29 protein-coding genes and 2 pseudogenes are annotated in these 26,088 nt (G+C 36.1%); 7 read left to right on the forward strand and 24 right to left on the reverse strand.

The window, feature by feature from the left end; genetic code table 11:
- Window positions 1-141: 141 nt before the first annotated feature.
- The 7 genes from pyk to dnaE all read right to left on the reverse strand — a co-directional run bounded on the left by pyk (window position 142) and on the right by dnaE (window position 10,385).
- Entirely contained in the window at window positions 142-1,899 is a 1,758-nt protein-coding gene (gene pyk, locus EGX95_RS21685) for a pyruvate kinase (RefSeq protein WP_001232662.1), read from the reverse strand.
- Between the two features lie 53 nt (window positions 1,900-1,952).
- Window positions 1,953-2,912 carry a 6-phosphofructokinase gene (gene pfkA, locus EGX95_RS21690; RefSeq protein WP_000821163.1) on the reverse strand — a complete coding sequence of 320 codons (960 nt, stop codon included), beginning with the start codon at window positions 2,910-2,912 and terminating at the stop codon, window positions 1,953-1,955.
- 128 nt (window positions 2,913-3,040) lie between these two features.
- Entirely contained in the window at window positions 3,041-4,015 is a 975-nt protein-coding gene (gene accA, locus EGX95_RS21695; RefSeq protein WP_000818794.1) for an acetyl-CoA carboxylase carboxyl transferase subunit alpha, read from the reverse strand.
- Window positions 4,003-4,872 carry an acetyl-CoA carboxylase, carboxyltransferase subunit beta gene (gene accD / locus EGX95_RS21700; protein WP_000942861.1) on the reverse strand — a complete coding sequence of 290 codons (870 nt, stop codon included), beginning with the start codon at window positions 4,870-4,872 and terminating at the stop codon, window positions 4,003-4,005. The genes accA and accD overlap by 13 nt, the downstream gene beginning before the upstream one ends.
- 185 nt (window positions 4,873-5,057) lie before the next feature.
- Complete coding sequence (locus tag EGX95_RS21705; RefSeq protein ID WP_000204437.1) at window positions 5,058-5,702, reverse strand: FadR/GntR family transcriptional regulator; 645 nt, start codon at window positions 5,700-5,702, stop codon at window positions 5,058-5,060.
- 14 nt (window positions 5,703-5,716) lie between these two features.
- Window positions 5,717-6,925, reverse strand: a complete 1,209-nt coding sequence (locus tag EGX95_RS21710) for an NADP-dependent malic enzyme (RefSeq protein WP_011199012.1) — start codon at window positions 6,923-6,925, stop codon at window positions 5,717-5,719.
- A gap of 133 nt (window positions 6,926-7,058) precedes the next feature.
- Window positions 7,059-10,385 carry a DNA polymerase III subunit alpha gene (gene dnaE, locus EGX95_RS21715; protein ID WP_000673755.1) on the reverse strand — a complete coding sequence of 1,109 codons (3,327 nt, stop codon included), beginning with the start codon at window positions 10,383-10,385 and terminating at the stop codon, window positions 7,059-7,061.
- Window positions 10,386-10,427: 42 nt separating this feature from the next.
- On the opposite strand from dnaE, the gene EGX95_RS21720 reads away from it, so the two are divergent.
- A complete protein-coding gene (locus EGX95_RS21720; protein ID WP_002003648.1) occupies window positions 10,428-10,841 on the forward strand; it encodes a YtrH family sporulation protein in 414 nt (137 codons plus the stop codon).
- Complete coding sequence (ytrI, locus tag EGX95_RS21725; RefSeq protein ID WP_001265736.1) at window positions 10,838-11,341, forward strand: sporulation membrane protein YtrI; 504 nt, start codon at window positions 10,838-10,840, stop codon at window positions 11,339-11,341. The genes EGX95_RS21720 and ytrI overlap by 4 nt, the downstream gene beginning before the upstream one ends.
- 51 nt (window positions 11,342-11,392) lie before the next feature.
- On the opposite strand, the gene EGX95_RS21730 is transcribed toward ytrI, so the two are convergent.
- Window positions 11,393-12,325: a DHH family phosphoesterase gene (locus EGX95_RS21730; protein WP_000545143.1), complete on the reverse strand. Its 933-nt coding sequence runs from the start codon at window positions 12,323-12,325 to the stop codon at window positions 11,393-11,395.
- 236 nt (window positions 12,326-12,561) lie between these two features.
- On the opposite strand from EGX95_RS21730, the gene EGX95_RS21740 reads away from it, so the two are divergent.
- Window positions 12,562-12,867 (forward strand): YtpI family protein, encoded by a 306-nt coding sequence (locus EGX95_RS21740; protein ID WP_001144762.1) that lies wholly within the window; start codon window positions 12,562-12,564, stop codon window positions 12,865-12,867.
- Between the two features lie 7 nt (window positions 12,868-12,874).
- Here EGX95_RS21740 and EGX95_RS21745 read toward each other — a convergent pair whose 3' ends face one another.
- The 4 genes and pseudogenes from EGX95_RS21745 to EGX95_RS21760 all read right to left on the reverse strand — a co-directional run bounded on the left by EGX95_RS21745 (window position 12,875) and on the right by EGX95_RS21760 (window position 15,304).
- The gene (locus EGX95_RS21745) at window positions 12,875-13,138 is read right to left on the reverse strand and encodes a DUF3949 domain-containing protein (protein WP_000099739.1); all 264 of its coding nucleotides are present in this window, start codon (window positions 13,136-13,138) and stop codon (window positions 12,875-12,877) included.
- A gap of 88 nt (window positions 13,139-13,226) precedes the next feature.
- Window positions 13,227-13,406, reverse strand: a pseudogene (locus EGX95_RS21750) (hypothetical protein); the annotation flags it as partial.
- Between the two features lie 62 nt (window positions 13,407-13,468).
- Window positions 13,469-13,792, reverse strand: a complete 324-nt coding sequence (locus EGX95_RS21755; RefSeq protein WP_000538201.1) for a hypothetical protein — start codon at window positions 13,790-13,792, stop codon at window positions 13,469-13,471.
- Between the two features lie 198 nt (window positions 13,793-13,990).
- The gene (locus EGX95_RS21760; RefSeq protein ID WP_000201583.1) at window positions 13,991-15,304 is read right to left on the reverse strand and encodes a CBS domain-containing protein; all 1,314 of its coding nucleotides are present in this window, start codon (window positions 15,302-15,304) and stop codon (window positions 13,991-13,993) included.
- 244 nt (window positions 15,305-15,548) lie between these two features.
- Here EGX95_RS21760 and EGX95_RS30535 point away from each other — a divergent pair, with 244 nt between their 5' ends.
- Entirely contained in the window at window positions 15,549-15,710 is a 162-nt protein-coding gene (locus EGX95_RS30535; protein WP_000976309.1) for a hypothetical protein, read from the forward strand.
- Window positions 15,711-15,750: 40 nt separating this feature from the next.
- Here the strand turns inward: EGX95_RS30535 and EGX95_RS21765 are convergent, their stop codons facing one another.
- The gene (locus EGX95_RS21765) at window positions 15,751-16,434 is read right to left on the reverse strand and encodes a metal-dependent hydrolase (RefSeq protein WP_000868954.1); all 684 of its coding nucleotides are present in this window, start codon (window positions 16,432-16,434) and stop codon (window positions 15,751-15,753) included.
- A gap of 149 nt (window positions 16,435-16,583) precedes the next feature.
- On the opposite strand from EGX95_RS21765, the gene pepQ reads away from it, so the two are divergent.
- Window positions 16,584-17,681, forward strand: coding sequence for a Xaa-Pro dipeptidase (pepQ, locus tag EGX95_RS21770; RefSeq protein ID WP_000994045.1), 1,098 nt, complete (start codon window positions 16,584-16,586; stop codon window positions 17,679-17,681).
- A gap of 27 nt (window positions 17,682-17,708) precedes the next feature.
- Here pepQ and EGX95_RS21775 read toward each other — a convergent pair whose 3' ends face one another.
- The 11 genes and pseudogenes from EGX95_RS21775 to EGX95_RS21825 all read right to left on the reverse strand — a co-directional run bounded on the left by EGX95_RS21775 (window position 17,709) and on the right by EGX95_RS21825 (window position 24,424).
- A complete protein-coding gene (locus EGX95_RS21775) occupies window positions 17,709-18,077 on the reverse strand; it encodes a DUF3221 domain-containing protein (protein ID WP_001038933.1) in 369 nt (122 codons plus the stop codon).
- A gap of 20 nt (window positions 18,078-18,097) precedes the next feature.
- Window positions 18,098-18,463 carry a hypothetical protein gene (locus tag EGX95_RS21780; RefSeq protein ID WP_000863717.1) on the reverse strand — a complete coding sequence of 122 codons (366 nt, stop codon included), beginning with the start codon at window positions 18,461-18,463 and terminating at the stop codon, window positions 18,098-18,100.
- A complete protein-coding gene (locus EGX95_RS21785) occupies window positions 18,464-18,670 on the reverse strand; it encodes a hypothetical protein (RefSeq protein ID WP_001248905.1) in 207 nt (68 codons plus the stop codon).
- Between the two features lie 63 nt (window positions 18,671-18,733).
- The gene (locus EGX95_RS21790; RefSeq protein WP_000087163.1) at window positions 18,734-19,747 is read right to left on the reverse strand and encodes an anti-sigma factor C-terminal domain-containing protein; all 1,014 of its coding nucleotides are present in this window, start codon (window positions 19,745-19,747) and stop codon (window positions 18,734-18,736) included.
- Entirely contained in the window at window positions 19,728-20,237 is a 510-nt protein-coding gene (locus EGX95_RS21795) for an RNA polymerase sigma factor (RefSeq protein WP_000017722.1), read from the reverse strand. Before EGX95_RS21795 ends, EGX95_RS21790 begins: the two co-directional genes overlap by 20 nt.
- A 123-nt stretch (window positions 20,238-20,360) precedes the next feature.
- Window positions 20,361-20,705, reverse strand: coding sequence for a DUF6176 family protein (locus EGX95_RS21800; RefSeq protein ID WP_001100222.1), 345 nt, complete (start codon window positions 20,703-20,705; stop codon window positions 20,361-20,363).
- 86 nt (window positions 20,706-20,791) lie between these two features.
- A pseudogene (locus EGX95_RS21805) lies at window positions 20,792-21,495 on the reverse strand (GNAT family N-acetyltransferase); the annotation flags it as partial.
- Window positions 21,492-21,824 (reverse strand): cupin domain-containing protein, encoded by a 333-nt coding sequence (locus EGX95_RS21810; protein ID WP_000411496.1) that lies wholly within the window; start codon window positions 21,822-21,824, stop codon window positions 21,492-21,494. The gene EGX95_RS21810 and the pseudogene EGX95_RS21805, both read right to left, overlap by 4 nt.
- Before the next feature lie 146 nt (window positions 21,825-21,970).
- On the reverse strand, window positions 21,971-22,180 hold the full coding sequence (locus EGX95_RS21815) for a hypothetical protein (protein WP_000540691.1): 210 nt from the start codon (window positions 22,178-22,180) through the stop codon (window positions 21,971-21,973).
- Window positions 22,181-22,285: 105 nt separating this feature from the next.
- Complete coding sequence (gene ald / locus EGX95_RS21820; RefSeq protein ID WP_001219405.1) at window positions 22,286-23,419, reverse strand: alanine dehydrogenase; 1,134 nt, start codon at window positions 23,417-23,419, stop codon at window positions 22,286-22,288.
- Between the two features lie 213 nt (window positions 23,420-23,632).
- Window positions 23,633-24,424 carry an SDR family oxidoreductase gene (locus tag EGX95_RS21825; RefSeq protein ID WP_002028605.1) on the reverse strand — a complete coding sequence of 264 codons (792 nt, stop codon included), beginning with the start codon at window positions 24,422-24,424 and terminating at the stop codon, window positions 23,633-23,635.
- 147 nt (window positions 24,425-24,571) lie between these two features.
- On the opposite strand from EGX95_RS21825, the gene EGX95_RS21830 reads away from it, so the two are divergent.
- Both EGX95_RS21830 and EGX95_RS21835 read left to right on the forward strand, forming a co-directional pair.
- On the forward strand, window positions 24,572-25,030 hold the full coding sequence (locus EGX95_RS21830) for a universal stress protein (RefSeq protein WP_001066673.1): 459 nt from the start codon (window positions 24,572-24,574) through the stop codon (window positions 25,028-25,030).
- A gap of 500 nt (window positions 25,031-25,530) precedes the next feature.
- Window positions 25,531-26,031: an ArsR/SmtB family transcription factor gene (locus tag EGX95_RS21835; protein ID WP_226809500.1), complete on the forward strand. Its 501-nt coding sequence runs from the start codon at window positions 25,531-25,533 to the stop codon at window positions 26,029-26,031.
- Window positions 26,032-26,088 lie beyond the last annotated feature (57 nt).

Consider the following 26,088-nt stretch of genomic DNA (forward strand, 5'->3'; position numbering starts at 1 on the left):
CCATATAAAAGCTAAACGCACTTTCCCATCAAACTTCATAATAAACAGCTTTTAAAAGCAATTTCAGACGTTTAAAGCTAGTTTCACCTCATTTTTGTGTAAAAAAAAAGAGAAGGACTCCGATCCTTCTCTCCGTATTACTTATAGCACTTCCGCATGTCCATTATAAACAATTCCGCGTGCTGCATCAACTGTTACTTCTTGGCCATTTTTTAAAGTTGCTGTTACGCCGTTTACACCAACGATAACAGGAATACCGATTGATACACCTACAACAGCCGCATGGCTTGTTAGGCCGCCTTCTTCTACAACTAGAGCAGCAGCTTTTTCAATTGCAGGAATCATATCTTTATCAGTGCTTGTTGTAACAAGGATATCACCTTCGTTTACGTTTTCTACAGCTTCAGCAGCTGTTTTCGCTACAACTACTTTACCTTTTGCAGCTTTACGACCGATCCCTTGCCCTTTAGCAACTTCTTCACCAACAACGTGGATTTTCATTAAGTTTGTTGTACCAGTTTCAGCAACCGGAACACCAGCAGTGATTACTACAGTGTCTCCAAGTCCGATTAGACCTGCATCCATACCTGTTTGAATCGCTGTATCTAACATTTCGTCAGTAGAAGCTGCGCGCTTCTCAGCCATAAATGCTTGTACACCCCAAACAAGTGCAAGACGACGTCCTACTTGCTCGTCAGATGTTACAGCTACGATTGGAGATTTTGGACGGTATTTAGAGATCATTTTCGCAGTATATCCACTTTCTGTTGGAGCTACGATTGCAGCTACATCAAGAGCAAGTGCTGTATGCGCAACAGATTGGCTAATTGCATCTGTAATTGTTGGAGTGAACTCTTTAATACGTTTTTTGAACATATCTTCATATTGTAATGATTTTTCAACACGTACTGCAATGTTAGCCATCATTGTTACTGCTTCTACTGGGTATTGTCCAGCAGCTGTTTCACCTGAAAGCATGATTGCGTCTGTACCATCGAAGATTGCGTTAGCTACGTCACTTGCTTCCGCACGAGTTGGACGTGGGTTACGTTGCATAGAATCTAACATTTGTGTTGCAGTAATAACTGGTTTACCTAACACGTTACATTTTTTGATTAGACGTTTTTGTACTAATGGTACTTCTTCTGGTGGAATTTCTACACCCATATCACCACGAGCTACCATTAAACCGTCAGAAACCTCTAAGATTGAATCGATGTTGTCGATACCCTCTTGGTTTTCGATTTTTGGTACGATTTGGATGTATTGAGCGTTATGCTCTTCTAGTAATTCACGGATTTCTAATACGTCAGCTGCTTTACGTACGAATGAAGCTGCGATGAAATCAACTTTTTGCTCGATACCGAAGATGATATCTTTTACGTCTTTTTCAGTGATACCAGGAAGCTTAATGCTTACGTTTGGTACGTTAACACCTTTTTTATTTTTTACAGTTCCGCTGTTAAGAACTTTTGTACGGATGTTTCCGTCAGCTTTTTCGATTACTTCTAGCTCGATAAGACCGTCATCGATTAGAATACGAGAACCTGGGTTTACATCGTCATAAAGACCAGCATAAGATACAGAGAACTTCTCTGCAGTACCTAATACTTGCTCAGTAGAAATAACTACTTCTGCACCTGTTACAAGCTCAGCTTGTCCGTCTACGAAGTCGTGAGTACGGATTTCTGGACCTTTTGTATCAAGTAAGATACCAACTGTTTTACCAGTTTTCTTTGAAGCTTCACGAATGTTTTTAATACGAGCGCCGTGTTCTTCATGGCTACCATGAGAGAAGTTTAAACGAGCAACGTTCATACCTGCTTCGATTAATTGCTCTAATTTTTCAATACTTTCACTAGCAGGACCTATAGTACATACAATTTTAGTTTTACGCATATTGCACCTCCGAAAATTATGAAACCGTTCCCAAATATCCGACATTACGCCGATTAGATGGATAATTCTTTAGATAATTGATACATATCTTTATCGATTGTATGCTTTTGAGCTAACGCTTCGATAATATCATGATCAACAAGTTTGTTATCTTGAATACCGACACAACGTCCACCTTTACCAGCAATTAATAATTCAACTGCTCTTGCACCAAGACGGCTTGCTAATACACGGTCTTGTGCACTTGGTGATCCACCACGTTGTACGTGACCTAATACAGTTACGCGAGTATCAAAGTTTGTTGCTTCTTCAATGTGCTTACCGATGTCAATTGCACTTCCAACACCTTCAGCTACAACGATAATACTGTGTTTTTTACCACGTTCACTACCGCGCTTCAGACGAGCGATAACATCTTCCATGTCATACTCTTCTTCTGGAATTAAGATTGTTTCCGCACCATCAGCTAAACCAGCCCATAATGCGATATCACCAGCGTGACGTCCCATTACTTCGATAACATATGTACGTTCATGAGATGTAGCTGTGTCACGAATTTTATCAATTGCATCAATAACAGTGTTTAAAGCTGTATCGAAACCAATTGTGAAGTCTGTTCCAGGGATATCATTGTCAATTGTACCTGGTACACCAACACATGGGAATCCTTGTTCAGTTAATTTTTTAGCGCCTTGGTAAGAACCATCTCCACCAATAACAACAAGTCCTTCGATACCGTGTTTCTTTAATTGCTCGATACCTTTTAGTCGTACTTCTGGGTCTTTAAACTCAGGACATCTTGCTGTATATAATTTCGTACCACCGCGGTGGATAATATCGCCAACAGAACCTAGTTCTAATTTTTCAATGTGACCAGAAATTAATCCAGCGTATCCATGGTAAATACCATATACTTCAATATCATGGAAAATCGCTTTACGAACAACTGCACGAATGGCAGCATTCATACCAGGTGAATCTCCACCACTTGTTAATACACCAATACGTTTCATTTGTACTCACCTCATAAAGATTATTTGCCTTATAATAAAATAACACGAAAAAATATAAAAATACAATGGAGAAGATGTGTCTTTTCATAATAAAAACGTGCATTCGCGAAGTGGAACGCACGCTTTTCTTATTTTATCCAAATGGAAGCGTTTGAAAACGAAACTTGCCCAATTTTCATATATTTTTCATAACGTTTTTCGATTAATTCATCTTTCGAAATTCCGTTTAATTGTTCAAAAGTTTTTCTAAGCATTAAATCTATATTTTCTGACTGTTTCAAAACATTACGGTGTGCTCCACCTTTTGCCTCTGGAATAATTTCGTCAATTACACCTAATTCTTTCAAATCTGCTGCTGTAATTCTCATCGCCTCTGCAGCTTCCTTTGCTTTTCCTGCATCTTTCCAAAGAATTGCCGCTGCACCCTCTGGCGTAATAACAGAATAAGTGGAATTTTCTAGCATATGAATGTAATCTCCTACTCCAAGACCTAGTGCACCACCACTACCACCTTCGCCGATAACGATACAAATAACAGGCACCGTTAAGCCTGCCATTTCAAATAAATTGCGGGCGATCGCTTCACTTTGACCACGTTCTTCAGCAGCTTTACCAGGATAAGCTCCTTTCGTATCAATAAAACAAATAATTGGACGATTGAACTTTTCCGCCTGCTTCATTAAACGCAATGCTTTTCGATATCCTTCTGGGTGAGGCATCCCAAAATTACGGCGAATATTTTCTTTCGTATCTTTTCCGCGTTGATGCCCGATTACAGTTACAGGCATCCCTTTATACTTCGCAATGCCGCCGACAATCGCTGCATCATCGCCAAATAGACGATCTCCATGACATTCAAAAAAATCAGTAAATAAGTGCTCAATATAATCGAGCGTTGTCGGTCGTTCTGCATGACGAGCAATTTGAACACGGTCCCATACTTTCATATTGCCGTATATATCTTCCTCTAAATTTTCTAGCTTGTCTTCCAAAATACGAATCTCCTCACTGAAGTCCATCTGGCTGTTTTTCGTATAGTCTTTCAGTTCACGAATCTTATTTCTTAGCTCAACAACTGGTTTCTCAAATTCTAGCTCTGCCATACAGCCATTTCCCCTCCTTGATGAACTTCTAAAATCTTACGAAGCGATTCTCTCATATCATCACGATGTACCACCGCATCTAATTGACCATGTTCTAGTAAGAATTCTGCCGTTTGGAAATCTTCCGGTAGTTTCTCACGCACCGTTTGTTCAATTACACGTCTACCAGCAAATCCGATCAGCGCCCCTGGTTCTGCAAGATTATAATCACCAAGTGAAGCGAAACTCGCTGAAACCCCGCCCGTCGTTGGGTGAGTCATAACAGAAATAAATAATCCTCCTGCATTACTATGCTTTTTCAAAGCTACGCTTGTTTTTGCCATTTGCATTAAACTTAATATCCCTTCTTGCATACGGGCACCACCCGAAGCAGTAAAGATAATAAATGGAACTTGTAAGTCGTACGCCTTTTCAACCGCACGGGCAATTTTTTCTCCTACAACAGAGCCCATGCTCCCCATTCGAAAACGAGAATCCATTACTGCAACAACAACAAGCATGTCATCAATTGTTCCTTCACCAGTTACAACCGCTTCGTTCAAGTCAGTCTTCTTACGATCGCTCTCTAGTTTCTCTTCATAATCTGGAAACTCGAGTGGATTTAATGAAACCATTTCTTTGTCATACTCACGGAATGACCCTTCGTCCAATATACTATCAAGACGTTCCCATGCATTCATAGGATGATGATATCCACAATTCACACATACTTTTAAATTTTTTAGAAGCTCTTTCGTATACATGATTTTTTTACATTTCGGACATTTTGTCATAACGCCGTCTGGTACATCTTTTCGTACTTGTTCTGAAGGTATTGCAGCGTACTTTTTCTTTTTCACGAATAAATCTCTTAGCACAATTTGACCCCCTTCGTTGAGAGCTAAGGTTAGCGCAAGAAGAAAATTGGGCTAACACCAAAGTTTGATGTTAGCCTTATCTTCTCAATCTGTCTAATAACCTCACTCTTTACGTTTAACTTTAACCGCTACGCGATAGAATGTTTGTCATAACGTGTCATGGTCATTTCGACAAATTTTATACATTACGAGTGAAACTGTATATTCTCTACTAATTCATCGTAAATTTTTAGTGCATCATTTTCTTGTTTTTCTTCCAAAGTAGCATAAAGCTTTCTATACATATCGATAGAATCTCCTGAAACTTTACAAGAAAGCGTTGATACGTAATCATTTACGATCATCCAAATGCGATATAGTAAATAATTATCGACTTGTTCAATAAGTGTTTTAAAGAACGTTTGGTGAAGCATTGGAATTGAGTTTTCATTTCCTTCAAGCACTTGATGTAATTTACTTAGCACTTTAGAAAACGTTTCTTTCGGTAAATTACATACAATTCGAATCATATCTTTCTCAAGCAATCGTTTTGTTTGTAATAAATCACGAATTGTTTTCTCATCTTGCAGCAAGAACGGAGCAATCAATTGTACAAGACCGTTATCGTAAAAGTTTCGAATAAATGTCCCTTCACCACGTCTCGTTTCAATTAATCCTACAAGTTCTAAAGCACGCAACGCTTCTCTTACAGAGGAACGCCCTACATTTAAACGTGAACTTAACTCACGCTCAGACGGCAAACGATCCCCTGCTACCAATCCATCCTCTTCCATAATGGAACGGATTTTTTTTACAATTTCGAGATATACTTTTGTATTTGATGATGTCAATGGAAATTCCTCGCTTATTCTTTACCAATCAGCGCTAATTGTTTTGTTTTCTCAGCAACTTCATTTGGATCTACTTGACGGCGAGCTACTCCTGTCTCCATTGCAGCTTTCGCAACGTAAGCTGCCACTTGAGGCGCTACACGCGCATCAAACGGTGCTGGAATGATATAGTCTGCATTTAACTCATCTTCTGCTACAAGCTCAGCAATAGCCTGTACAGCTGCCATCTTCATTTCTTCATTAATTTGTGTCGCATGTACGTCAAGTGCACCGCGGAAAATACCAGGGAACGCTAGTACATTATTTACTTGGTTTGCGAAGTCAGAACGACCCGTTCCAACAACAGCTGCGCCCGCTGCTTTTGCCAATTCTGGCATAATTTCTGGAACTGGATTCGCCATTGCAAAAATAATTGCATCGTCATTCATTGTACGAACCATTTCTTCTGTTAATGCACCTTCTGCAGATACACCAATGAATACGTCCGCACCTTGTACAACATCAGCTAAAGAACCTTCGATACGATTCTTATTTGTATATTTTGCAACTTCATCCTTCACCGGATTCATACCTGTAGGACGACCTTCATAGATTGCCCCTTTACGGTCACACATAATAATGTCGCGTACGCCATAGCGATATAAAAGCTTAATAATTGCAATACCTGCTGCACCTGCGCCATTTGCGACAACTTTAATGTCAGACATTTTCTTTCCAACTAGTTTTAGCGCGTTCACAAGACCCGCTACTGTTACGATAGCTGTTCCGTGTTGATCATCATGGAAGATAGGAATATTTGTTTCTTTTTTCAAACGTTCTTCAATAATGAAGCAGTTTGGTGCTGCGATATCCTCTAAGTTAACGCCGCCAAAAGTTGGCTCCATTAATTTTACAGTTTCAACAATTTTATCTACATCGTTTGTATTTAAGGCAATTGGGAATGCATCTACACCAGCAAAGCTCTTGAATAATACAGCTTTACCTTCCATTACTGGAAGAGATGCTTCAGGTCCGATGTTACCAAGACCAAGTACAGCCGTTCCATCAGTCACAACTGCTACCATATTTCCCTTCATCGTATATTCATATACCTTACTTTTATCGTCATAAATTTCTTTACAAGGTTCTGCAACCCCTGGAGAATATGCAAGACTTAAATCTTTTGCATTTTCTACTTTTACTTTTGATACAGTTTCTAATTTTCCTTGATGCACTTTATGCATGTGAAGTGCTTCTTCACGAAGTGTTGACAAACTATCCACTCTCCTCAAATTATTCTTGCTGATATCAATTTCTCCAAGTGGTCTGACCACGAACACTACTACTATAATAATCGAAGTGTAGGGAAATTGTCCATTATATTTTCACAACCACATTTTCTTCCCCGACAATTTCACGAAGTGCTCCTAAACATTCTTCACTTGGATGAATCGATAAACTTCGTGATAATTGTACCATTTTATGTTCCTTTTCATAATAAATTAGTACTTTCGCAAAACCCGAATAGTCAAACAATATTTTAGTAACCTGATTTAAAAGCTTTTTCTCATATTGAGACGGCAATTTCACGTAAACAGACGCATCTTTCTTTTCTTCATACACATCCATTTCTTCTAACGGATATAGTCCATTTACAATCCATTGCAGCTTATGATTTCTAAGCTCAATCATGCCGTCAACTAAAACAATTGCTCCTTCTTGTAACTTATCTGAGAAATGTATATACGTTTCGGGGAAAAGAACTGCTTCCATTTCATCATTTTGATCACAAAATGTAATAAATGCCATCTTTTGCAACTTTTTCGTACGAATCACTCTCACGCTTGTTATGTACACGATAGCTCTTTGTACTTTTTTCTTATGTCGCATCGCCTGAGCGAGAGTTGGAATTTCTAATTCTTTCGCTAACTTCACATACTGCGCTGTCGGATAGCTTGATAAATAAAAACCTAGTACTTCCTTCTCTTTATTTAACTGTTCAATAAAAGAGAGCTCTTCTCCTTGTACGTATTTTGATTTCGGAACAGCATCTCCTAAATCACGTGCAAGATTGGCATACTCTAACGCTCCTTTAAGACTTTTCCATAAATTCGTTCTCGAAACACCGAAATCGTCAAAACACCCAGACCAGACGAACGCCTCTAAATTTCGCTCTGTTACAAACTTTGATGGCATGCGCAGACAAAATTCAAATAAATCTTCAAACATTTTTTTCTCTCGTTCTTCGATTAATGCTGTCACTGTAGCCATTCCGATGTTTCGAATGGAAAGTAAGCTGTAACGTATCGCATTTCCTTCTATTTGGAAATTGTAACCACTTCTCTGAAGAGACGGCGGCAAAACATGAAAACCTTTTCGCTTCGTTTCTCGTATATACTGCACAATCTTATCTTCATTTCCAATTGCACTCGATAATAGCGCCGTCATAAATTCCAACGTATAATTCGCTTTTAAATAGGCAAGCTGATATCCAATCATACTGTAGGCTACAGCGTGACTTCGGTTAAAACCGTAATTTGCGAATCTTACAATTAAATCGTAAATTTTCTCTGCAGATGTCTCGTCATAACCATTTTGTAAACAACCTTGCACAAAATGCTTACGTTCCTGGTCTAAAATATCACGATTTTTTTTACTAACTGCACGGCGTAATAAATCTGCTTCTCCGAGCGAGAAGCCCGCTAACTTCGACGCAATTTGCATAATTTGTTCTTGGTATACAATTACACCGTATGTTCTTTCTAAAATCGGTTTTAAGTCCGGATGTATATATTCAATTTTTCTTTTTCCATGCTTTGATTCAATAAAGGTTGGAATTTGTTCCATCGGTCCTGGTCTATATAACGAGTTAACAGCGACAATATCTTCAAATTCATTCGGCTTTAACCCGCGAAGTACATTTCGCATACCACCTGATTCAAGCTGGAATACACCTGTTGTATCCCCTCTACCTAACAATTGGAACGTCTTTTCATCTTGAAGTGGTAAATTTCTTATATCGATTTCTTTCCCTGTTTTTTGCACGATAAACTTTATAATATTTTCAAGTAACGTTAAATTACGTAATCCTAAAAAGTCCATCTTGAGCAACCCAAGTTCTTCTAACGCATCAGCTGGGTATTGCGTAACATACACATCGTTATGCCCTTCTTGAATCGCTACACTTCCCGTTAACGGTTCTTGACTCATAATAACGCCAGCTGCATGAATAGACGTATGACGCGGTAAGCCTTCTACACGTTTTGCAATCTCAAATACACGCTCATGTAAAAGATTTCCTTGAATAAACTCACGAAGCGATTGCGACTCTTCATAAGCATCTTTTAACGTTATCCCAAGCTTTGATGGAATAAGTTTTGAGAATATATCAATATCTCTCGGCGGAAGCCCCATTACACGCGCAATATCTCTAATTGCCGCTTTCGCTGCAAGCGTCCCAAACGTTACAATTTGCGCAACACGAAGCTGACCATATTTATCTTTCACATATCGAATCATCTCATCACGTCTTATATCCGGAAAATCGATATCAATATCTGGAAGTGTCACACGTTCGGGGTTTAAAAATCTTTCAAATAATAGATCGTATTCAATTGGATCAATATCTGTAATTTCTAATACGTAAGAAACGAGTGAGCCAGCCGCCGATCCACGGCCTGGTCCTGTTAATATATGATTTTCATGCGCATACTTCATAAAATCCCATACGATGAGGAAATAATCACTAAACCCCATACTAGAAATAACGTTTAATTCATGATTCAAACGGTTTATATGTACTTCTTTCGGCGTACCATAACGTTTCTGTAATCCCTCTTCACAAACGCGGCGCAAATACATATCATTCGTCTCGTTAGATGGAACAGGGAATTTCGGTAATTGATTTACATGAAACGGTATTTCTACTCTGCAACGTTCTGCAATTTCTACTGTGTTATAAATCGCTTCTTCTACGTGAGAAAATAGGGCTTCCATTTCATCTGATGATTTTAAATAATATTGATCTGTTTTCAGCCTCGGCCTATCGGGATCTGTCATTTTCGTTCCACTTTCAACAGATAATAAACATTCATGAACAAGTGCATCACTTTGATTGATGTAGCGTACATCGTTCGTCGCTACAACCGGAATATTTACCCTATTCATAAATGCAGGTAATTTTTCTTGCAGAAGCAGTTCATCTTGAATCGCATGATGCTGTAAACTCATATAAAAATTGCCGAACATATTTTGATATGCACGAGCTACTTCTTCAGCCTGACTTTCTTTGTTTTCTAATAATAATTGTTCAATTTCTCCATCTTTCCCTGGTGAAATTGCAATTAGCCCTTTCGCATAATGCGCAAGCCATTTCTTCGGAATACCTTCTTTTGACTTCGTCATAATGCTACTAGAAATCTTTAATAAATTTTGATAACCTATTTCATTTTCAGCAAGTAAGACAAGCGGATAAGACTTTTCTTCTTCTTCACTAAAAATAGAAGCTGTTAAGCCGATAATAGGATGTATACCATGTTTCTTACATGCTTTATAAAACGGAATCACGCCATACATAACATTTTCATCCGTAATAGCAAGTGATGAATAACCGAGCTCTTTCGCCCTAACTACAAGTTCATCAATTTTACAAGCACTTTTTAATAAACTAAAAACGGTTTGACATTGTAAATGCACAAACTTCACTGTTGTACCCTCTCTTTACCTATTTGACTACTTTTATTATAGGTGAAGAGGAAAGCGGAAATCAAAACATACTTCTTATACTTTGTCCATATATATGAAGAAGAAAGGGGAATGACGATGGATGTAAGAGAACATACTTTTTTCTCTCTGCTTATTATTAGTTATTTTATTGCCTTTGGGGTTATACTTGGTGGTTCATTAATTGGTGGATTTGGTGCGTTTCTTATCGGAAAACCAACTCTAACGTACATTAATCAATTCGCCCAAAATTTAAGAATTTGGGCACTCGTTGCAGCGATCGGCGGAACATTTGATACTTTTTATAGCTTTGAAAGAAGTTTCTTTGGCGGGGATATGAAAGATATCGTAAAACAAATTCTCCTTATTTTTTTCGCAACGGGTGGTATGCAAACCGGTCTTATTATTATTAAATGGCTAACGCAGGAACATGTATGAGAGTACCAAGTGCCAATACAGCAAAAAGATGGTATTTAGTTTTAGCTGGGGCTGCTGTTGGAGGCGTGTTGAGCTGGTTTATTTTTTTGTACATATACGGTGTTTTTCAAGAAGAACAAGCTAGTAAAATAGCAGAACAAAGAGAAATTATAGAAAAACAAGAAGCAAAGCTCCACGTCCTTCTCGAAGATCAAGAAAAATTAAATACTGAAAATAAACGGCTCTTAACCATTCAAGAGATTAAAATAAAACTTATAAATCGAGAAAAATACGATTTAGACAATCTTACACTCGAAAATATGACTACATCTATCCATAATGACCTCCAGCATCTTTTAACGAAAAACATACAAAGTATCGCAAAAAATAAAGACCTACTCAAAAAGGTAATCGAAAACAAGACGTACAAACATTACGATCGGCTATACCGTTTTAAAGTCGATACAATATCTTTCGATACCGTGCTTGAAATTAGCATTACGATAGAGAAAGAAAAATAAAGAAGGAGGGGTTTAGCGCCACTCCTTCTTTTCGTTCTAACATATAATTTCTTATTTACAAATCTCACGTAAATCAGCAAATAGACGATCCGCTTCTTCCCAAGAAGATGCTTTTGCACCAGAAGCCATCGGATGTCCTCCGCCGTTATATTGCATTGCTAATTTATTTATAACTGGTCCTTTTGAACGAAGGCGAACACGAATCACATCGTCTTCCTCTAAAAATAGAACCCATGCCTTTAATCCATCAATATTACCAAGTGCTCCAACAACGCCGGATGCCTCAGAAGGAAGTACATCAAACTCTTCTAATACTTCTTTCGTTAATTTAATGTAAGCTGCTCCTTCTTCTACCATCGTAAAGTTTTGTAAAATATAACCGTTTAAACGAGCGATTTTTTCTTTTGTCTTATACATTTCATTGTATAAATCTGTGAATTTCACACCCATGTCAACAAGCTCACTTACGTAACGAAGTGTTTTTGCTGTTGTATTCGGGAATAAGAAACGACCTGTATCCCCAACAATACCCGCTAAAATAAGACGAGCTGCTTCTTTCGTTATTTTTAATCCTTTATCTTTTCCATAATTATAAAACTCATAAATCATTTCACTTGTAGAACTTGCTGTCGTATCTACCCACGTAATGTCTCCGTATGGATCTTCATTTGGATGATGATCAATTTTGATTAACATCTTCCCTTTTGTATAGCGTTGATCGTCAACACGTTCTTGGTTTGCTGTATCACAAACGATAACGAGCGCATTTTCGTATATACTATCTTCAATATCATCCATTACTCGTAAATATGCTAATGACGGTTCATTGTACCCAACCGTATAAATATTTTTCTCTGGAAACGATTCTTGTAGAATTGTACTAAGACCGCCCTGTGAACCTAACGCATCTGGATCCGGACGCACATGACGATGAATAATAATTGTATCAAACTCTTTAATTGCTCCTAAAATTTGCTCATGCATATGTATAATCTCCTTTTTATTCAACTTCTTCACTTCAACGTGCAGTAAAAGCCCAATGAATGTGGGCTAATCATTAGCGCGGAAACATCCCTACACTAATGAAAGTCTCACTTTATCCTCCATTATAACGGAAAGTATTTCATACATGCGAACAATTGCTTTATAATAAAAATTAGAAAGTTTAGATATTTCTTTTTTCTCTACTATTTTTTCATAAAGCGATGGGAGTGTGCATGATGCCAGTATTAGTCTTCTGTATTATCGTCTCATTTATGTTGTACCTCTTCTACAAAACAAAATACTTTCGTACAAACCGCCCAATGGAGAAAGGTTGGCTCTCAGGAAAATCCGCAATGGCACTCGGTTCATTCGTCTTATTCTTCGGGATAAACCAATTCTTTTTAGAACTTTCAACCGCTCGTATTATCGTTGGTATCTTATTCGTTCTATTTGGCAGTGCAAGTGCCTTTAATGGATTTCGCCAATACAAACATTTCTTACCATTAGCAGTTGAAGAAGCCGAAGCTTATGAAGCAACGTAAAAAAGCATCAACATTGTGATGCTTTTTTACGTCCTCTAACTTTTAAAATCATATATGCGACAAACGCAGAAGGAATATTGAATGGATTGCCTTGCACATGGAGATGTAATTGTTCTTCCCCAAAAGACATTTTTTCATATAGCTCTCGCTGAGATAATCCTGTTTTTTTCTTTTTTTCATGTAAACCTTGTAAGTATAAATATTGAATCGGTATCATCACAAGGAAGTAAAATAGTGCGATACTACCAAAAAAGAGTACTGTTGATGACATCATGCATACCACCTTTCAGGAATCCATTTTCTTACAATTAAATTATAACATAGTCTAGAATCCAAATGAATTAATATTCTGTTTTTTATCAGACAATTGTCTTACTGCATAACTCCTCTTCCGCATACTGAATATATCGGCGAATGAAATAATCAGGATTCTTTTTAATAGGTTCAATATCAAGTCTTAATGGTATTTTCCCTGCCATATAAAAGATTCTTGAAGCAGTTCCAAGTCGAATGGCTGCTTCTGAAATATTTCCCCCATACAACAATGAAACTTTCTTATCGACTAATCACCAATTTTCTATCCGCACCGATACATATCCTGCTATTTTTTCACTTCTCTCCCAAAACTCTGACCGAACTTAAGTAATAGCTTCAAAATCCAATAAAACAAAATAAAGTTAAAGAAAAAACCTAATGGATTAAATAAAAATTCCCATCCGCCATAATAAACAAATGTTTCAGCTGGTACACCAAAGTAAAGAAAATCGCTCTTATTTTCTCCAGTTGTAGGGATAAAGGAACAAATAATAGCGAAAATCAAACTTATTACATACAATTTCTTTTTACTTAAATCCATTATTCTATGAGTTATCACATGAACAGTAATTACAAGTATGAAACCTAAAAAGAAAAATATGACTCCCATTCGACACCTCCACAATTATTGTTCGAGCATCTGCAAATGATTACACGCTTCTATTTATAAATATGAAACAGAACGTAATTTACCTTTTTCTTTTGCAATTCAAAACATAATAGATTCAGTTGATAACTAAATTTTAAAAAGCTCTACTATACCTTCTTAAAAAAAATGGAACAAACCAAAGCGGCTTGCTCCATCTTTTTATTTATCGATCAATTGCACCATAAGTAATGCTTTCCCAACAACATTACCTTCATGATGCACTTCTACATCAACCTTACCAAATTTACGTCCAATTTCTAATACTTTCGGATGAACCGATACAACATTATCAATTTGAACTGGTTTTACGAAATAAATTGTTAAGTTCTCAACAATTAAATCGCTCTTCTTTTGCGCACGAATAACGCGATTCGTTGCTTCTGTCACAATCGTTGCAAATACACCGTAAGATAACGTTCCGATTGAATTCGTCATTTGCGGTGTCACTGAAAATTGATATAGATGCTCATTTTTCGCTTCTTTCGGCGTCATAAATTGATTCGTTACAATATCATCAATTGTTTCACCGACTTGCGGTTGACGCTGAATCATTTGCAACGCCTGAAGTACATCTTGACGGCTAATAATACCTTGCAACTTATTTCCTTCATCAACAACTGGAAGTAACTCAATACCTTCCCACACCATCATACGTGCCGCAGCTGCGACAGACATTTTTCCATTTACCGTAATCGGATGTTTTGTCATCACTTTATCAATTGGTGTTTCTTTCGCTACACCGATCATATCTTTTGAAGTTACAATACCTAATACCTTTTTATTTTCATCAACAATCGGATATCTTCCGTGCATCGTCTCTTCGTTATACGCATGCCATTGCTGCACTGTATCATCTGGCTTTAAATATAACGTTTCTTCAATTGGCGTTAAAATATCTTCAACGAGTACAATTTCTTTCTTAATAAGCTGATCGTAAATCGCACGGTTAATTAACGTTGCAACTGTAAATGTATCGTAACTACTTGAAATAATCGGCAGTTTTAATTCATCTGCTAATTTCTTCACATGATCTTCCGTATCAAATCCGCCCGTAATTAACACCGCAGCTCCGGTTTCTAACGCTAATTGATGTGCGTTCGTACGATTACCGACAATAAGTAAGTTTCCAGCTTCTGTATAGCGCATCATCGCTTCTAATTTCATTGCTCCGATTACGAATTTATTTAACGTTTTATGTAGTCCTTCTCTGCCTCCAAGTACTTGACCATCGACAATGTTAACGACTTCTGCATATGTCAGCTTTTCAATATTTTCTTTCTTCTTTTGTTCAATTCGAATTGTTCCGACACGTTCAATCGTACTAACATACCCTTTATTTTCTGCATCTTTAATTGCACGATAAGCTGTACCTTCACTTACACTCAAATCTTTTGCAATTTGCCTTACAGAAATTTTATGCCCTACTGGCAGGCTATTAATATGTTCTAAAATTTGGTTATGCTTGGTAGCCAAAAGGTTTCACCATACTTTCTTTTCCCTAAATTCTTCATGTGTTGTATTTTCAGTATACTATATTTTCAAAACTGTTACACTCTCTCTTTGTATATCTGTACTATTTTTTTTATAACAAAATACACCTTACATTACACCACTTCTTCTATTACAACAATGTAATGGTATTGTCATCTCGTTCGATAGTTTGTCCAGCCACTTCCATATACAATGAAGACAAGAAATGAAACAAAGGAGCGGATACATGATGAAAAAATTATTAGAAGTTGTAGGTGCTGTATTGTTAGCTTTCGTAGACGGGAAAAAAGTTGCAATGGAATTGAATGAAACACCTGAACAGCCACTTCCAAAAAGAAAAGAATCATCAAAACAAGTACAACCTTTAAAAGCTGTCCTACACACGTAAAAAACCCTTCACTTGTCTTTTCAAATGAAGGGTTTCTTTTCTATAGTGTAATACTTTCTCCAGCTTCTAATACTTTCCCTGTACAATTTTGTAGCTTTTCTACAAATTGATATGGATCTTGTTCAATAACCGGGAACGTATTGTAATGCATCGGTACAACAGTTTTCGCTTGAACCCATTTTGCTGCTAAAACAGCATCTTCTGGTCCCATCGTGAAATTATCACCAATTGGTAAAAATGCTACATCAACGTTATTGAGTTCCCCAATTAGTTTCATATCAGAGAATAGAGCAGTATCCCCTGCATGATACACAGTTTTCTCTTCTGCTGTAAATAAAATACCCGCTGGCATACCTGTATATGTAATCGTCTTATTTTCTTCATCAATATAACTAGAGCCGTGGAATGCTTGTGTAAACTTCACTTTTCCGAAGTCAAATTCATGTGAACCACCAATATGCATCGGATGTGTTTTTACACCTTGCCAACTTAAAAATGTCGCTAGTTCAAATGGCGCCACTACAACTGCATTATTTTTCTTCGCAAGCTCTACTGTATCTCCAACATGATCACCATGACCGTGGGATAAAAGAATCGCATCTACTTTTACATCTTCAGCCTTTAAATCTGTTTTCGGATTTCCCGTTAAAAATGGATCAATTACAATCACTTTTCCATTCGTTTCAATCTTTACAACTGAATGCCCATGATAAGATACTTTCATTATTACATTCCTCCCCTATTCACATTCTCACTTTTTATTCTACATGATTTTTCAATTCCCTGTCTTTTCTAACATCTATTTACTTGTCATAACGCTTTCTTCCGAGTTAAAGTTATATTTGTAATTAAATATCTCGGGGGTGCCAATCGATGAATGCTAGATTAGAAAATTTAATGCAATGGCTAAAAGAAAAAAACGTAGAAGCTGCGTTCTTAACTTCTACACCAAACGTCTTCTACATGACAAACTTCCACTGTGAACCACACGAAAGACTTCTTGGTATGTTTGTATTCCAAGAAAAAGAACCTATTTTAATTTGCCCTAAAATGGAAGAAGGCCAAGCACGTAACGCTGGCTGGGCACATGAAATTATCGGATTTACTGATACTGACAGACCATGGGATATGATTGCAAAAGCAATTAAAGACCGCGGTATCAATGCAAATGCAGTTGCAATTGAAAAAGAACATTTAAACGTAGAGCGCTACGAAGAATTAACAAAATTATTCCCAAATGCAGCTTTCACGTCAGCTGAGGAAAAAGTTCGTGAACTTCGTTTAATTAAAGACGAAAAAGAACTTTCTATTTTACGCGAAGCAGCTAAAATGGCAGACTATGCTGTTGAAGTTGGTGTAAATGCAATTAAAGAAGATCGTAGCGAACTAGAAGTATTAGCAATTATTGAACACGAATTAAAAACAAAAGGCATACATAAAATGTCATTTGATACGATGGTATTAGCTGGTGCAAACTCTGCTCTTCCACACGGTATTCCAGGTGCAAACAAAATGAAACGCGGCGATTTCGTACTATTTGATTTAGGCGTAATCATTGATGGCTATTGCTCTGACATTACACGTACAGTAGCATTCGGCGAGATTTCTGAAGAACAAACTCGTATTTACAACACTGTACTTGCTGGACAACTACAAGCAGTTGAAGCATGTAAACCAGGTGTTACGCTTGGCACAATCGACAACGCTGCTCGTTCTGTTATCGCAGATGCAGGTTACGGCGACTTCTTCCCGCACCGTCTTGGTCACGGACTTGGAATTAGCGTACATGAATATCCAGATGTAAAAGCTGGCAACGAATCTCCATTAAAAGAAGGTATGGTCTTCACAATCGAGCCAGGTATTTACGTACCAAACGTAGGTGGTGTTCGTATTGAAGATGATATTTATATCACAAAAGACGGATCAGAAATTTTAACGAAATTCCCGAAAGAATTACAATTTGTAAAATAATAAAAAGGCAGCTTAATTGCTGCCTTTTTATTTCTCTACTATTTCAAATTTCTCTACTATCATTTTCGCTGGATAACTCTCAAGCGTTTGAGAAGACCATACTTTTATTTTATCCCCTGTTTTTAATTGATTATATGCGTCTTTATCCTTAAAACTCAACACTATATCTGATGGATGCTCTTTATTCATTTGTTTTTCCATATAATGTTGCAACTCTACTTTTGTATGAAACATTCTATCACCGACAAAAAATACCGCATCATTTCTTACTATGATATACCCTTCTTCAGGTACTTTTTTTACCTCTACTTGTTTTGTAGTACACGCTGATAATACGAGTAGAAATATACTAAAAAATATATACATAGAAACTCTCTTATTCTTATTCTTATTCATTTTCACCCCCTCACTCTATGCTATTTCCGATTTAAAACCATCTTCTCTTCATACTTATCATCCCATTTAATCACAATCTCTATCGGTTCATCTTTAGATAGAGGTGCACAACTTACACAAGAAGACTTCATTTCAATCTTTGCTCCTTTATGATTTTCTGACGTTTGTGTCATTGTGCTAAAGGCTCCATTAATAGCAATCTCTAAATTTTTAAATTCTGTATTTCCATCTCCGCCCTTATACCGAAATGTAAACATTCCATCTTCACTGTCATCCTTAATATGGCCTTTATATTGTCCCGTCCAACTTTTGCTCTCGCTAGAAAAAGTAACATACCAAATCGAGCAGCTTCCTAAAAAGAAAATACTAATGAAAAAGAAGGCCACTTAAAAAGTGCCTTCTTCTATTTCACTAATATTTAATTGAAATTTCACGATCCAAACTGAGAAAAGGTGGACAAGAAGCGCAAACGCCATACATGCTCCGCTTAAAAAAGTTAGTATAGGATGCGAATACACGTGCCCTAATCCATAAGATATCGCCACGAAAAACATTGTTATGTAAATATAAATTGCTCCATGTATTTGCCTCATATGAACCTCCTTTTCATATATTATAACATAAATTTTCTGATTATTCACATTAATAGACTGTAATTAATATTTCTCAACTGTTACACCTCTAACAGCAGCCTTAATATATGGTGCTCCTTGTAAACTTTGTAAATCCTCTGTTTTGCCTGTTACGACTACACCGTATATTGGTAGGTCTTTCGGTTCGAAGTTTTTCATTTCATTATAATTTTCCCTAAAATATTCTTGATATCCCCCTTTATTTTCGCTTAAAGATTTCATAGCATCAATAAACCCCATTGAGTTCCCTTCAATATCCTTGTACTCGTCTTCCTTCTTATCAGCATAACTACCCTCAAAGCCAAAAATGTTCATTGATACCTCTGCATTTAACACTGCTCCAGTTTCAGGATCCGTTAACCCAGTATACGTCTCTGCTTTCGTTTCATCATATGTATCTACCCAAAGCCACACAGGTCGTATTCCTTCAGGGAGCATTTTTACTACTTCCTCCGCTGTATATGCCTTATCAAAAGATAGAGCTACCTCTGCGACTTTATTCTGCAATTCACTAATTCTCTCTAAATCATTCACATAGTTTAAATACTTTACAAAAGGTAAATAAAACCGCATTTCTCTTTGCATTGTCTGTCTATTGTAATCTTGCCTTGTAGCAAATTCTGATTGTTTATTTATATTCTCTTCTTCTAAACCTGTATTTCCATTATCATTTTTTTGACTGTAACCAAAAATCGAATACTCATAAATTTCATCAATCCATTTAACTGGTTGTCCTTGAATGTTTTTATAGGAACTGTACATCATTGTACCGCTAGCTATTCCCATGCTTAACTTTGTATGTCCATTAAAAATAATATTAGGCCCTTGAACACTGTGTCTGAAATATACTCTCTGATCCATTTCCTGCTTATTCTTTTCATTAAAATAAATTAATAAACTAATACCACCTACAATCAAGACTACTGTCACAACTACTGAGATTACTAGATTTCTCCAAAACTGCTTCCTCTTCGCTCTCTTCATCAAAGCTTTCATCTGTTTATCATCCATATTCAAATCAAAGTCCTTCCGACTCATCATTTCTCCTCCTATACAATTTTTTAAATTGATTCCTTGCACGGTACAAACTTGTTTTCACTGTTTCTTCTTTCATATTTAATAAAATGGCAATTTCCTTATAAGATAGTTCATATTCATATTTCAACAGTAAAATATGGCGATATTCCTCCGTCATCGTCTCCAATATTTCTTGTACCTCGCCTTGTAGTTCACTTGTTAAAAGCACTTCATCTAATGACTTTTGACCAATAAGAACGACAGATTCAATCGCAATTGGATTTAGTCTTTTTTCTTTTCGGTGTAAATCTCGGTGCTGATTGATCGCAACTCTAAAGAGCCACGGTGTTAAATGTTCTAACGGTATTTCCTCCATAAGCAATAAAGCTTTATACAACGTATCTTGTACAATATCTTCTGCTTCTTTTCTATTTGCTCCAATCTTAATTAAGTATCCAAACACAGCTTTTGACTTCTCTATTAATAACGATTCAAATGTATCATGGCTCATCTAGCTCTCCTTTCTATATACTCAACGTTTGAGAGCGTAAAATGTATACAGCTTTTCTTAAAAAAATTTTAATAATAAAAAGCACATCCATTTTGATGTGCTTCTCTCAAAAATACTATTCTATTATTTCATCGCGTCCTTCACAACATCTTGAATCATAACGACTTCTGTTTTCATATCAACAGACGGTACTTCTTCATCAATACACTCATACCAAAATTCCAAGTGCTTTTTATCAATTTCATGATGAGAATTTTCGACAAGAGCCCCGCCTTCTCCTTGCACAGAATACCAATATAAGTACTCTTCCCCATCTCTTATTTCCCGGAAAATTGTCTCAACGTACATCTTTTCGTCGTTTAATGTCAAAAGTACTTCTTTCATATTGTCATTCAGAAGCTGCATCCATTCATCTACACGATGACTTTTATCTTGTTTCACTTTAAATCTCGTTAACTCCACATTCATTTTTATTCCCCCTTTTTCTTACGTACAAACAATCTATATTCTATTGGATTATAAAAACTTAATTTACTAGCTAATTTTTGCGAAGGAATATTGTCTACATAACAATCCCAGCACGGTATAATATCATTTTGTATGCAATGTTCAATAAAACTTGCTGCAACAGCTTGGGCTAATCCTTTCCCTTGATATGCTTTATGCGCACAATATCAATTTCAGCAAATCCGTTCCCACTAAATATTGAAACACATTCCGCTACAATTATTCCCTCTAGTTCTATACAAAATCCAAAACCACCGTTTAAAAACGTTTCTTTTGATCCCCAATATTCTTTGTAGTACTCCTCTGTAAATTCACCGCTTCGTTCTATATCTCTTCTATCAATACGCTTCACTTCATATATATTTTTGTTACAATCTCGTTTTCTCTCTTCAAAGGTTACGCTTTGAAATTTCATTCGCGGAATGTTTCGAAGTACATGACTAAAACGTTCTTCTATCATCATTTCCCACTCGTCACTCGAAGAGAACAATGTAAATCTCTTCTCTGTTTTTTCAATAGCCTTTTTTATAAACGAAAATAAATCTTCGTTATAATTTTGATCATCCGTATGACCAAATACATAATAAATACCGTTAACTGTACGAATTAGTCCTGCTGTTAATTTCTCGTTTGCAAAAACCTCACCATCTATTACTTGATCACATACCGCATAAGCAAACGTTGTCGTTTTTGTATGACTTTCTAAAATCGGAAAGATCTTTCTATACTCGGCTACAGATAATTTTTTCATAATTGCTCCACTTTAATCGTATCCGCCTCTATATGTTCAAAACAAAGATTTACCGTTCTCTTTAATGCTCTCGTTCTATGAATCGTACATGCTGGAATTAAAATAGAATCATTTGGCTTTAATACCGCTGTTTCTCCATCTTCAAAATCAATAAGTAATTCTCCCTCTAACACAATAAATAATTCATCTGAATTAGAATGATAGTGCCAATCATATTCACCAGTAAACACAGCGATTCGTAAACAATGACTATTTACATTTGAAACGACGAAGTTTTTATGTTGATCTTGAATGTCTTTTGTTAGCTCTATTAAATTTATTTTTTCCATAGAATCTCTCCCCTTTACACCCCTTTATATACTTATCTTAAAATTAGCATAAGAGGTATTTTACTAACAAGAAAAAAATCCCATATTCTGAAATCAAAAAAGATCCCTAATCTTTCCTAACTATAAGAAAAATTAAAGATCTTTTTTTATTTTATCGGAAATGTACTATCTCCAGCAGAAAGTACACCTTTCATATAACCTTTTGCAAAATCAGGCAATCCAATAATAAGTACTGCGGTTACAATTCCAATACCAATACCTCTTAGTTTCGGATTATTCTTCTTTTTACCTAAAATCATTGTAATAATTCCTGCTATAAGCAAAACAGATGACAAAATATCATAAATATACCCCATGTCGTGCCTCCCATTCTTATCCTAATTTCTCATTATTTATATTATAAGATATTTTTATTTTAAATAAAAGCCCTCCTAAAAAAAGGAAGGCTACATATATTTTAATTATGATAAAGCAGGAGCTTTTTCAAGAAGCTCTTTCGCATCAGCGTATTGTAAACCGTGAGCTTCTGCAACTGCTTCGAATGTTACGTATCCATCTAATGTGTTAATACCTTTTAGTAATGCAGTGTTGCCTAAGCAAGCATCTTTGTAGCCTTTGTTCGCAATTTGTACTGCATATGGTACTGTTACATTTGTTAATGCAAGAGTTGATGTACGTGGAACCGCACCTGGCATATTAGCAACTGCATAATGAACAACGCCATGTTTTTCGTAAGTTGGGTTGTCATGAGTTGTAATACGGTCAGTTGTTTCGAAAATACCACCTTGGTCAATCGCGATATCTACAACGACAGAACCTGGTTCCATTGATTGAATCATTTCTTCTGTTACAAGTTTTGGCGCTTTTGCACCTGGAATTAATACTGCACCAATAACAAGATCAGATTCTTTTACAGCTTCTGCGATGTTGTATGGATTAGACATTAACGTTTTTACTTGGTTACCGAAAATGTCATCTAGTTGACGAAGACGTTCTGCACTTAAGTCGATGATTGTTACATCTGCACCTAAACCTACTGCAATCTTCGCTGCGTTTGTACCAGCTTGACCACCACCGATAATTGTTACTTTGCCGCGTTTTACCCCTGGAACGCCTGCAAGTAAAATACCTTTACCACCCTTGTTTTTCTCAAGGAATTGTGCACCGATTTGTGCAGACATACGACCTGCTACTTCACTCATAGGTGCAAGTAATGGTAATGAACGATTGTCTAATTGTACTGTTTCGTATGCAATTGATACAACTTTGTTATCAATTAATGCTTTCGTTAATTCTGGTTCTGGAGCTAAGTGTAAGTATGTGAATAAAATTAAACCTTCACGGAAATAACCGTATTCACTTGCTACTGGCTCTTTTACCTTCATAACCATATCTTGATTCCATGCTTCTTCAGCAGTTTCAACAAGTTTCGCACCAGCTTGTACGTATTCTTCATCCGTAAAGCCAGATCCTAAACCTGCTCCTTTTTGAACAAAAACTTCATGACCATTTTGTACTAAATGTACTGCTCCCGCTGGCGTCATTGCCACGCGGTTTTCATTGTTTTTAATTTCTGTTGGAATACCGATACGCATTATTAGTTCCCCCTTGAGTTATGAAATGACCCCTGAATCATTTTTTAAAGCGCTTTCTACGCTCTTATATTTTAACATAATATCTCAATATTTGACAAAAAATAATACAAGTTTTCCGATAGATTTAATTTTATATTAAAGGACAGTATTATCCGCACCTCTTTGCATAAAGGATAAACTGTCCAATTATTCGAAACTTCTCTTTATTTTTCTCTATCGATGTCTATGAATAACATCAACTGCACCAGTCACTTCAATAATTGTACCGGTAATCATATCGGAATCGTCCTCACATAAAAACGCAATCGTTCTTGCAATATCTTCACCTGTTCCAGATCTACCAACTGGTGTGTTACGTTCTTTCAACTGACGTGCTTCTTGAATCGTCGCTTCTTTCATTTCACCAATAATATCACCAGGACATACCATGTTTGCAGTAATACCATATTCAGCTTCTTCGTAAGCCACTGTTTTCGTTAATGAAACAAGTCCTACTTTCGCTGCGGCAAAAGCTGAACGATAAATCCATCCCGGTGCGCTATCCGCCCCTTGAAATCCGTAATTAATAATACGGCCAAAGTTCTGTTTTCTCATAATCGGAACGACAAGTTTCAACAAATGAAACACCGCTGTTAAATTACCCTGAATCATTTCATTCCATTCATCTTCTTCATAATCGACTAACTTTTTTCGTTCAAATACATATGGACCAGCATTATTAACTAAGAAATCGATTTTGCCAAAACGGCTTATCGCTTCTTCTACTATTTTATGTAAATCTTCCTTTTTCGTGACATCCGCTTGTACGAATTGTAGACGCTCTTCCATATTTTTATATGTTTCTTTCATCTTTTCCATAGCCGTGATATCGCTATGATATGTTACTGTTACTGAATAGCCTTTAGCCAATAATTTTTCTGTTACTTGCTTTCCTAAACCTTTCGTACCGGCTGTAATGAGCGCGTGTCTCACAAAACGGCCCCCTTTTAAATTGCTATAGTTCATATGTAACAAGTTCTCGCACCAATTACAACTAAAATGAATCAAAACAGAGTTTTCGAAATTCTGTAACGTTTCCGACAAGCACATTACCAAAATTTGTTTTATAATAAAGTTGTAAACGGTAATAAAAATGATTGGGAGGAATTTACTATGAATAATACATATACAAATATTTTAATCGCGGTGGATGGTTCTAAAGAAGCAGAAAAAGCCTTTAAAAAAGCAATTCAAGTCGCAAAACGCAACAATGCAACATTAACTATTGCTCATATCGTTGATGTAAAAGCATACTCAGCAGTAGAAGCTTATAGCCGTGCAATTGCTGAACGTGCAAATCTATTTGCAGAAGACTTATTAGAAGACTACAAAAAAACTGCGCTTGAAGCTGGCCTTGAAAAAATTGAAACTGTATTAGAATTTGGTAATCCTAAATCAAAAATTTCAAAAGAAATCGCTCCAAATCATAAAGTAGATTTAATTATGTGTGGTGCAACTGGTTTAAATGCTGTTGAGCGTTTCCTAATTGGTAGCGTCTCTGAACATATTATTCGCTATGCGAAATGCGATGTCCTTGTTGTTCGTGGTGATGAGGAGCAAGGTGAGCTTTAATTTATAAATAAAACTTCAAATCAAATTTGTAATACTGAATCTAAAGGAATTAAAGATAAATACGCTAAATTACACGACAACACATGTTATTTTACAATATATTTTTAAGGCGTATCTAACAATGTTTTAGATACGTCTATTTTTTTATGCTTTTATCGCTTGTTTATTACTACATTTAGTGCTTTTTAATCCGCTCTATTTTCTGAATAAAGATCATCATTCATACTAATATTAGAAGGAGTTATGAACGACTAAAATAACAAAGAAATACTAAATCAAATGAATTTTTTTGTTTCTTATACAACCAAAGTTCATTTTTACCATTTTGGGAAAGAACGTGTTTCTTTATTTGATAGTGATGTAGTGGTACTCTAAAATGATTAATAACCATAACTGAAAATATCTCATTTTAATAAGTCGTGAAATTCATATAGATGTGATATGTATAGTCTATTAAAACCACAAAAAAAAAACGTTACTGTTTAAAAAAATTGACTGTTATGAAAGTTGATGATATACTAAAAAAAATTGGAAGGATGGTATTATTAATGAAAGAAATTTACATGATAGATAGCTTAGAACAACTTAAAAGTATTAGCGATCCTCTCCGAGTGAAAATTATACACCTAATTGGTATAAAACCTCTAACAAGCCAAATGTTGAGTGATGAACTTGAAGTTCCACGTTCTAAAATTCATTATCATTTAAAAGAATTGGAAAAAAACGGTTTAATAGAAGTAGTCAAAACTGAACAAGTCCGAAATTTCATACAAATGTTTTATCAGCCAATTGCTCAATCCATCATCGCTTCTCCTGATTTGCTACTTAAACAAAATGAATCTAATAATAATTTTATTAAAGCATTCAACGTTCAATTTGGTGAGAGTCTAGCTGAAGAATTTTATGAATCCCTTAAACAGCTTTGCAAAAATTTTGAAGAAAAATCATCTCAAAATGATTCTAAAATACAAATGCATATTTCTTTAACAAAAGTAGATTAGAAGTACTTATATAAGTACTTTTAATTTTTAATATACAGTTTATTTTTTTTTACTGTA

Origin of the sequence: Bacillus sp. FDAARGOS_527 (assembly GCF_003812125.1) — a bacterium.
Classification (GTDB): domain Bacteria; phylum Bacillota; class Bacilli; order Bacillales; family Bacillaceae_G; genus Bacillus_A; species Bacillus_A paranthracis.